Consider the following 6,294-nt stretch of genomic DNA (forward strand, 5'->3'; position numbering starts at 1 on the left):
CGGTCGTGGACGGGATCGCAGCCGAGTCGGAGCCCAAACCCGAGCCGGAAAGCGAAAGCGCGGCGCCCGGGGCGGCCGATCCGGTGCTGGAGGAGATCGACCTCGCCACCTTCCTCCACGAGGCGGAAAGCGACCCGAGCGCCCAGGCCCTGGAACAGGCCGACGACACCGAACCCGTGGCTGAGCCGGCGTTCGAGCCGCTGGAAGTGCACGACCAGGAACTGGTGGACATCTTCCTCGAGGAAGGCTTCGACATCCTGGAAAGCGCGGCCGGCGCGCTGCAGCGCTGGATGGGCAACGTCGACAACGGCGTCGAGCTCGAGGCCCTGCAGCGTGACCTGCATACCCTCAAGGGCGGCGCGCGCATGGCCGAGATCCGCCCCGTCGGCGACCTCGCCCACGAACTGGAATACCTCTACGAAGGCCTCTGCGGCGGGCGCCTGCGCGCCAGCGACGGGCTCTTCGCGCTGCTCCAGCGCTGCCACGACCGCCTGGCGGAAATGCTCGAGGCGGTGCAGGGCCGGCGGCCGGTGCCCGAGGGCGAGTCGCTGATCGCGGCGATCCGCGACTTCCGCGCCAACCCCGACGAACAGCTGAGCATGCCCAGCAGCGTCAGCCTGCAGCCGCTGGCCTCGACCCTGCTGGGCGGCGACGAGCCGGCGGCGGACATCATCGACATCTTCCTGGAAGAAGCCGACGACCTGCTCGAAGGCATGGAGCACGCCCTGGGCCGCTGGGACGCCGATGGCGACCACGGCGCCCTCGACGAGCTGCTGCGCATCCTCCACACCCTCAAGGGCGGCGCTAGGCTGGCCGGGCAGAACGCCCTCGGCGACCTCGCCCACGACCTCGAGGAGCACCTCACCGAAGCCCAGCGCCAGGGCGCGCCCTGGCCGGACAGCCTGCTGCTCGACGTGCAGTCGGGCTTCGACGGCCTGCAGAACGAAGTGGACCACCTGCGCCAGCAGGTCGGCGAGGCCGATGCCGCCGCGGAGAGCGCCGCAGCCGTCACGCCGCCGCCCGCCAGCGAGCCGGAGCCGGCCGAGGCGCCGCTGCCGGTCCTGGCCGCCGGCGCCATCATGGCCGTCGCCGAGCCGCCGCGCAGCGAGGCGCCCAAGGTGCTGCCCTTCGTCCAGCGCGCCCAGGAAGCCGCGCAGCAGGCCGCCGCGCGGCGCGCCCCGCAGGAGCTGGTGAAGGTCCCGGCGCCGCTGCTGGAGAACCTGGTCAACCTGGCCGGCGAAACCTCCATCTTCCGTGGCCGCGTCGAGCAACAGGTGAGCGACGTCGGCTCGACCCTCACGGAGATGGACGCCACCATCGAGCGGGTGCGCGACCAGCTGCGCCGCCTCGACACCGAGACCCAGGCGCAGATTCTCTCGCGCCACCAGGCCGACGCCGAGCGTGCCGGCTACGAGGACTTCGACCCGCTGGAAATGGACCGCTACTCGCAACTGCAGCAGCTGTCCCGCGCGCTGTTCGAGTCCGCGTCCGACCTGTTCGACCTCAAGGAAACCCTGGCCGCGAAGAACCGCGACGCCGAGACCCTGCTGCTGCAGCAGGCGCGGGTGAACACCGAGCTGCAGGAAGGCCTGATGCGCACCCGCATGGTGCCCTTCGACCGCCTGGTGCCGCGCCTGCGGCGGATCGTCCGGCAGGTCGCCGGCGAACTGGGCAAGCAGGTGGAGTTCATCGTCGGCAACGCCGAAGGGGAAATGGACCGCACCGTGCTGGAGCGTATAGTCGCGCCCCTGGAGCACATGCTGCGCAACGCCGTCGACCACGGCATCGAATCCGCCGACGCGCGCCGCGCCGCCGGCAAGCCGGAGGCCGGCAGCATCCGCCTGGAGCTGGGCCGCGAGGGTGGCGACATCCTCCTCAGCCTGGCCGACGACGGTGGCGGCATCCGCCTCGACGCGGTGCGCCGCAAGGCCGTCGAGCGCGGGCTGATGGCGGCCGATGCCGAGCTTTCCGACCATGAGGTGCTGCAGTTCATCCTCGAGGCCGGTTTCAGCACCGCCGAGAAGCTCACGCAGATTTCCGGGCGCGGCGTCGGCCTGGACGTGGTCAACGCCGAGGTCAAGCAGCTCGGCGGCTCCATGAGCATCCAGTCGGAGCCGGGCAAGGGCACCCGCTTCGCCATCCGCCTGCCCTTCACCGTGTCGGTGAACCGCGCGCTCATGGTGCTTTCCGGCGAGGACCTGTACGCCGTGCCGCTGAACACCATCGAGGGCATCGTCCGCGTCTCGCCCTACGAGCTGGAGGCCCTCTACGAGGAAGGCGGCAGGCAGGGCCATGCGCCGCACTTCGAATATGCCGGCCAGGACTACGAGCTGAAGTACCTGGGCGACCTGCTGAACAACGGCCAGCAGCCCAAGCTGGTGGGCCAGTCGCTGCCGCTGCCGGTGATCCTGGTGCGCTCCGCGGAACATGCCGTGGCGGTGCAGGTGGATGCCCTGGCCGGCTCCCGCGAGATCGTGGTGAAGAGCCTGGGCGCGCAGTTCGCCGGGGTCAGCGGCATTTCCGGCGCGACCATCCTCGGCGACGGCCGCGTGGTGGTGATCCTCGACCTGCTGGCGACCATCCGCGCCCGCCTGGCCAGCCTCGCCCTGCATGCCCAGCCGCGCCGCGCGCTGCCCAGCGCGCCGCAGGCGGACAGCGAGCAGCAGCGCCCGACCCTGGTCATGGTGGTGGACGACTCGGTCACCGTGCGCAAGGTCACCAGCCGCCTGCTGGAGCGCAACGGCATGAACGTGCTGACCGCCAAGGACGGTGTCGACGCCATCGCCCAGCTGCAGGAACACAAGCCCGACATCATGCTGCTGGACATCGAGATGCCGCGCATGGACGGCTTCGAGGTGGCCACCCTGGTGCGCCACGACGAACGCCTGAAGGACCTGCCGATCATCATGATCACCTCGCGTACCGGCGAGAAGCACCGCGAGCGGGCCCTGGCCATCGGCGTCAACCGCTACCTGGGCAAGCCCTACCAGGAATCCGAGCTGCTCGACAGCATCCAGGCACTGGTGAATGCCCATGCCTGAGCAGAGTGGCGCAAGGATCGCGATCATCGCCGACACCTCGCTGCAGCGCCACGTGCTGCAGCAGGCCCTGGCCGGGCATGGCTACCAGGTGGTGCTCAATGCCGACCCCGGGCGCCTGGACGAGGCCCAGCTGGCCGCCTGCGAGACCGACCTGTGGCTGGTCGACCTGGCCCAGCAGGAAGACACGCCGCTGCTGGACAACCTGCTGGAACAGGCGCAGGTGCCGGTGCTGTTCGGCGAGGGCCATGCCCCCGAGCGGCTTTCCGAGCACTACCCGCGCTGGGAACGGCGCCTGGTGGGCAAGCTGCGGCGCCTGGTGGGCGACCCCAGCGCCAACGTCGGCCAGAGCCTGGAGGCGCTGCTGAGCGAGGCCCAGCGGCCCAGCCGCATCGCCCTGCCCGACGGGCTGGCGGCTTCGCCGCTGCAGGTGGGCGAGCCGGCGCGCCAGGTCTGGCTGCTGGCCGCGTCCCTGGGCGGCCCGGCGGCGGTCAAGGCGTTCCTCGATGCGCTGCCGGGCGGCCTGCCGCTGGCCTTCCTCTATGCCCAGCACATCGCCCCCTCGTTCGAGCAGAGCCTGCCGCAGGCGGTGGGGCGGCATAGCCAGTGGCGCGTCAACCTCGCCCGCGACGCCGACTGGCTGCGCTGCGGCGAAGTGGTCGTGGTGCCGGTGCAGCACGAGCTGGGTTTCGTCGACGACGGCCGGATGCGCCTGGGCCAGCGGGCCTGGCCGGAGCCCTACAGCCCGTCCATCGACCAGATGATGCTCAACCTCGCCCAGCAGTTCGGCAGCCGCTGCGGGGTGATAGTCTTCAGCGGCATGTGCAGCGACGGCAGCGCCGCGGCGGCCTACGTGCGCCGCCAGGGCGCCGAGATCTGGACGCAGCGCGCGGACGGCTGCGCCTGCTCGAGCATGCCCGACAGCCTGCGCGAGGGCGGCTACAGTACCTTCTCGGCCGACCCGCGCGAGCTCGCCGCGGCGCTGGTCGAACACCTGGCCGCGCAGTGTGCGGCCACTGGAGTGGAGTCATGAGTGATCTTTCCCTGCCGCAGGAAGCCCCTGTGAACGGCACCCCGGCCAACCTCGGCGACGACGAGGCACCCGCCAGCCTGACCGGGCTGCTGGTGCCCCTGGCCGACCGCACCCTGCTGCTGCCCAACGTGGCCGTGGCCGAACTGATCGCCTACCGCGCGCCCCAGGCGCAGCCGGGCCTGCCGGCCTGGTACCTGGGCCAGGTGGCCTGGCGCGACCTGCGCCTGCCGCTGCTGTCCTTCGAGGCGGCGTCCGGCGGCTCGGCCCAGGCCGGCCCGGGGACGCGGGTCATCGTCCTCAACGCCCTGGGCGGCCGCCCCCACGTGAAGTTCCTGGCGCTGCTGGCCCAGGGCATCCCGCGTTCGCTCAAGGTCGGCCCCGAGCTGCCTCGCGCAGAAGCCGAACTGGCACCGCTGGAGCTGGCGGCGGTGAGCGTCGGCGACGAGCTGGTGCGCATCCCCGACCTGGTGGCGCTGGAGCAGAAGCTCGCCGATGCCGGGCTGATCTGAGGCCCGGCCATGGCGCTGCGTCACGCCTGGCTGGGCGACGGCTTCGAAGTGGCCAGCGCGGCCCTGAGCGGGCACCGCTTCGACAAGCACAGCCACGACGAATTCGTCATCAGCGCCAACCTCTGCGGCAGCGAGGACATCTGGCTGGACGGCCGTAGCCTCCAGGCCAGTGCCGGCGACATCACCCTCTACAACCCGGGGCAGATCCAGGGCGGCGGCGGCGCCGACGGCCAGCCCTGGCGCTTCGTCAGCCTCTACCTGCCGGAAGCCGTGCTGGCCGCGAGCCTCGGCCTGCAACGCCTGGCCTTCGAGCGGCCGCTGCTGGCGCACCCGCAGCTGGCGGTGGAGCTGGCCCGTGCGGTGGAGCTGGCCCTGTCCGGCGACGCCTTCCTGCGCGAGCGCGGCGAGGAGTGCCTGACCCTGGTGCTGGCCGAGCTGGCGCGGCACGCGGGGACCCGGCCGCCGGAGACGGCGGCCCTTGGCCGGCGCCCGGTGGAGCGCCTGCAGGAACTGCTCGCCGCCAACCTCGCCGAACCCTTGAGCCTGGAAGCCATGGCGGAGCAGGTGCAGGTCTCCAGGTTCCACCTGCTGCGGGCCTTCAAGCAGCACACCGGGATGAGCCCGCGGCAGTGGGCCATGCAGCTGCGCACCCGGCGCGCCCTGGCGCTGCTGCGGGCGGGCGTCGCCGTGGGCGATACCGCCCATGCCCTGGGCTTCGCCGACCAGAGCCACCTGACCCGCCACTTCCGCAGCGCCTACGGCGTCAGCCCCGGCCGCTACCAGCGCACGCTGCGCGGCTGAAGCAGCGCAATCCGGTTCAAGTTTTTCCGCCATCGCCCGGGGAGAATGGGCGCATTCCCGCTTTCCGGAGTCCCGCCCCATGCTCGCCATCTTTCTCGCCGCCCTGCTGTTCGGCTTCGCCTTCAATGTCTCGCCCGGGGCAGTGTTCAGCGAAACCCTGCGCCGCGGCCTGACCGGCGGCTTCCGCCCGGCGCTGCTGGTACAGCTCGGTTCGCTGATCGGCGACGCGGTCTGGGCACTGCTGGGGTTGACCGGCCTGGCCCTGCTGCTGGCCCACGAACAGGTGCGCGTGCCCCTGACGCTGGCCTGTGCGGCCTACCTGGCCTGGCTCGGCATCCAGGGCCTGCGCGACGCCTGGCGCCCGCCGCTGGACGACCTGGAGGCGGCCACCAGCGCCGGCAACGCCTTCGCCTCCGGGGCTGCCATCTCGCTGTCCAACCCGAAGAACGTGGTCTACTGGGGCGCGCTGGGCAGCGCCCTGGCCGGCATCGTCGAAGGCGCCCCGAGCCAGTCGCAGTCGCTGGTGTTCTTCGCCGGCTTCATGCTCTCGTCGCTGATCTGGTGCTTCCTCTGCGCCGGCCTGGTGGACTGGCTGCGGCGCAACACCTCGCTGTTCTGGCACCGCGTCAGCTACGCCGGCTGCGGCGTGCTGCTGCTCGGCCTGGCCGGCCTGGCGCTGCGCGGGCTCTGAGGCGCGCAGGCGCGCGCCTTGCGCGCGAATCGCGGACGGAGTCCGCTCCTACAGGTCGCCGTGAGGCATGGCATTCCCCCGTTTCCGCGATAGCCGGGCGTTCCGGCGCGATTCGCGGATGAGATCCGCTCCTATGTATGGACTCACCCCCACCGTCAACCCGCTTTTGAACAGAGGAACCCGATTGCATCTATGTATTAGGCCTGTTCGAGGAAGCCACGT

At 71.5% G+C, this 6,294-nt stretch carries 5 protein-coding genes; all 5 read left to right on the forward strand.

The features are described 5' to 3' along the window. The coding region (locus DK254_RS20295) for an Hpt domain-containing protein (protein WP_146219633.1) at positions 1–3,041 on the forward strand (3,041 nt) is incomplete at its 5' end. After that, positions 3,034–4,071, forward strand: a complete 1,038-nt coding sequence (locus DK254_RS20300) for a chemotaxis protein CheB (protein WP_109935797.1) — start codon at positions 3,034–3,036, stop codon at positions 4,069–4,071. The genes DK254_RS20295 and DK254_RS20300, both read left to right, overlap by 8 nt. Continuing rightward, entirely contained in the window at positions 4,068–4,580 is a 513-nt protein-coding gene (locus DK254_RS20305; RefSeq protein ID WP_256595916.1) for a chemotaxis protein CheW, read from the forward strand. Before DK254_RS20300 ends, DK254_RS20305 begins: the two co-directional genes overlap by 4 nt. 9 nt (positions 4,581–4,589) lie before the next feature. Then, the gene (locus DK254_RS20310) at positions 4,590–5,381 is read left to right on the forward strand and encodes an AraC family transcriptional regulator (RefSeq protein WP_109935212.1); all 792 of its coding nucleotides are present in this window, start codon (positions 4,590–4,592) and stop codon (positions 5,379–5,381) included. 79 nt (positions 5,382–5,460) lie between these two features. Next, complete coding sequence (locus tag DK254_RS20315) at positions 5,461–6,072, forward strand: LysE family translocator (protein ID WP_109935213.1); 612 nt, start codon at positions 5,461–5,463, stop codon at positions 6,070–6,072. The last annotated feature ends 222 nt before the right edge of the window (positions 6,073–6,294 follow it).

Origin of the sequence: Pseudomonas sp. RW407 (assembly GCF_003176655.1) — a bacterium.
GTDB classification, from domain to species: domain Bacteria; phylum Pseudomonadota; class Gammaproteobacteria; order Pseudomonadales; family Pseudomonadaceae; genus Pseudomonas; species Pseudomonas delhiensis.

Coding starts and splice junctions, on each gene's coding strand:
- DK254_RS20310 (WP_109935212.1), top strand. CDS start 4,590: ATGGCGCTGCGTCACGCCTGGCTGGGCGACGGCTTCGAAGTGGCCAGC.
- DK254_RS20300 (WP_109935797.1), top strand. CDS start 3,034: ATGCCTGAGCAGAGTGGCGCAAGGATCGCGATCATCGCCGACACCTCG.
- DK254_RS20305 (WP_256595916.1), top strand. CDS start 4,068: ATGAGTGATCTTTCCCTGCCGCAGGAAGCCCCTGTGAACGGCACCCCG.
- DK254_RS20315 (WP_109935213.1), top strand. CDS start 5,461: ATGCTCGCCATCTTTCTCGCCGCCCTGCTGTTCGGCTTCGCCTTCAAT.